General features: G+C 72.7%; 2 protein-coding genes. Both read right to left on the bottom strand.

All coding sequences use genetic code 11. The features are described 5' to 3' along the window. Positions 1-63 precede the first annotated feature (63 nt). Positions 64-2,097 carry a squalene--hopene cyclase gene (gene shc / locus B8460_RS18455; RefSeq protein WP_084623899.1) on the bottom strand — a complete coding sequence of 678 codons (2,034 nt, stop codon included), beginning with the start codon at positions 2,095-2,097 and terminating at the stop codon, positions 64-66. A 29-nt stretch (positions 2,098-2,126) separates the two neighbouring features. Next, a partial coding sequence (locus B8460_RS21255; protein WP_199445694.1) for an FAD-dependent oxidoreductase occupies positions 2,127-2,262 on the bottom strand: 136 nt, incomplete at its 5' end.

The raw sequence follows: 2,262 nt of genomic DNA, 5'->3' as shown, positions 1-2,262 counted from the left end.
GAGGGGCGGCGATCCGCCCCTCGGCGCGCAGGCCGACGACGATGCCGAGCGGCGGCGGCCGGCTCAGAACCCGACCTCGACCCGCCCCGTGTTGCTGCGCCGCAGGTTGCGGTAGCGCGCCAGCGCAAGCAGCGGGAAGAACAGCCGGTAGCCGTGATAGCGGAGGTAGAAGACGCGCGGGAAACCGACCGCCGTATAGGGCAGCTCCGCCCACTCCCCGTCCGCCTGCTGCGTCGCGGTCAGCCACGCGATGCCGCGCGCGACCGCCGGGTGCGCCGTCTCGCCCGCCGCCATCAGGCCGAGCACGGCCCAGGCGGTCTGGCTCGGCGTGCTTTCGTGATAGGTGCCGGGTGTCGCCGCGGCATAGGATTCCTCGTCCTCGCCCCAGCCGCCGTCCGGCCGCTGCACCGACACCAGCCAGTCCACCGCGCGGCGCACCATCGGGTCCCCGGCCGGCACGCCCGCCGCATTCAGCGCGCACAGCACCGACCAGGTGCCATAGATGTAGTTCGTGCCCCACCGCCCGAACCACGCGCCGTACGGCTCCTGTTCGCGGCGCAGGTAGTCGAGCGCGCGGGCGATCACCGGCGCGTCCTCCGCCCGACCCAACTGCGCCAGGAACGACACGCAGCGCGCCGTGACATCGGCCGTCGGCGGATCGAGCAGCGCGCCGTGATCGGCGAAAGGGATGTGGTTCAGGACGTAATGCGTGTTGTCGGCGTCGAACGCGCCCCAGCCGCCGTTGCGGCTCTGCATGCCGACGATCCAGGCCCGCGCCCGCTCGATCGCCGCCGCGTGCGCGGGATCGCCCTGCCGGTGCAGCAGCATGCCCACCACCGCCGTGTCGTCGACGTCCGGGTAATGCGCGTTGTTGTACTGGAACGCCCAGCCGCCGGGGGCGAGGCCGGGGCGCTGGATCGCCCAGTCGCCCACCACGTCGCGCACCTCCCGCCCGCGCAGCCAGGTGCACGCGGCGGCGAGCCCGTCATCGGCGATGCCGTCCGCCTCCGCGACCGCGTGCCCGGCAAGCCCGGTGTCCCAGATCGGCGACAGGCAGGGCTGGCAATACGCCCGGTCCGCCTGCACGCACAGCAGCTTGCGCACGCTCGCCCACGCGATCGCCGCGTGCGGATGGTCGGGCGCATAGCCCAGCGCGTCGAACATCATCACGCTGTTGGCCATCGCCGGATAGATCGCGCCCAGCCCGTCCTCGCCGTTCAGCCGCTCGACGACGAAGGCGACCGCGCTCTCGATCGACCGCTTGCGCAGCCCGCGCGGAAAGCGCGGCTCGACCGCGCGCAGCACCCGGTCGATGCCCTTGAACAGCCGCCCCCATTGCGAGCGGTACGGCCCGCGTATCCAGTCGCGCACCTGTTCGGGCGGCGTCGTGAACAGCTCCGCGACGCCGATGCCGCGCGGATTGCGCGCCTGCGGGCGCAGCGCCATCAGCACGATCAGCGGCACGATCACCGTGCGCGACCAGTACGACACCTTGCTCAGGTGGAACGGAAACCAGCGCGGCAGGCGCATGATCTCGACCGGCATCACCGGCACCGCGCGCCACGGCACCTGTCCGAACAGCGCGAGCTGCGCGCGGGTGAAGACGTTGGCCCGCGCCGCCCCGCCATGCGCCAGGATCGCCTCGCGGGCGCGGCGCATGTGCGGCGCCTCGGGATCGTCGCCGATCAGCTTGAGCGCGTAATACGCCTTGACCGAGCACGACAGGTCGAACGCGCCGGCATGGAACAGCGGCCAGCCGCCATGCGCGCCCTGCGCCGCGCGCAGATAGACGCCGATGCGGTCCTGCAGGTCCGGGTCGATGCGGTCGAGATAGTGCTCCAGCAGCACGTATTCGGCCGGGATCGTCGCATCCGCCTCCAGCTCGAACACCCAGTGCCCGTCGTCGCGCTGCCGGCGGCGCAGCGCGTCGGACGCGCGCGCGACGGAGCGCACGAGCGCGGCATCGGCCGGCGACCCGTCGGGGAACGCACCGCGCCCGCCCTCGGGCCGTCCCTGCGGCGCCCCCTGGGACAATCCAGGGGGCGCCCCATCCGGCAGGCTGGCGGTGGCGTGGGTTTCGATCGTCTCAAACGGCATGGCGACAGGGGTTCTGCGACTCGGCAAGCTTAACGACTTGCGAGCAAAAGGGATGCTGCGGCGCGGCCGGACCTGATGGCACCTTCGATCGTGGCGGGCAAGCCCGTGTCGGTCCAGTCGCCCGCCAGCGCGAGGTTGACGAGCGCCGTGCGCGGCCCCGGCCGC

Source organism: Acidisphaera rubrifaciens HS-AP3, assembly GCF_000964365.1.
Classification (GTDB): domain Bacteria; phylum Pseudomonadota; class Alphaproteobacteria; order Acetobacterales; family Acetobacteraceae; genus Acidisphaera; species Acidisphaera rubrifaciens.
This window is presented reverse-complemented; position numbering and strand designations above follow the sequence as displayed.

Coding starts and splice junctions, on each gene's coding strand:
- shc (WP_084623899.1), bottom strand. CDS start 2,097: ATGCCGTTTGAGACGATCGAAACCCACGCCACCGCCAGCCTGCCGGAT.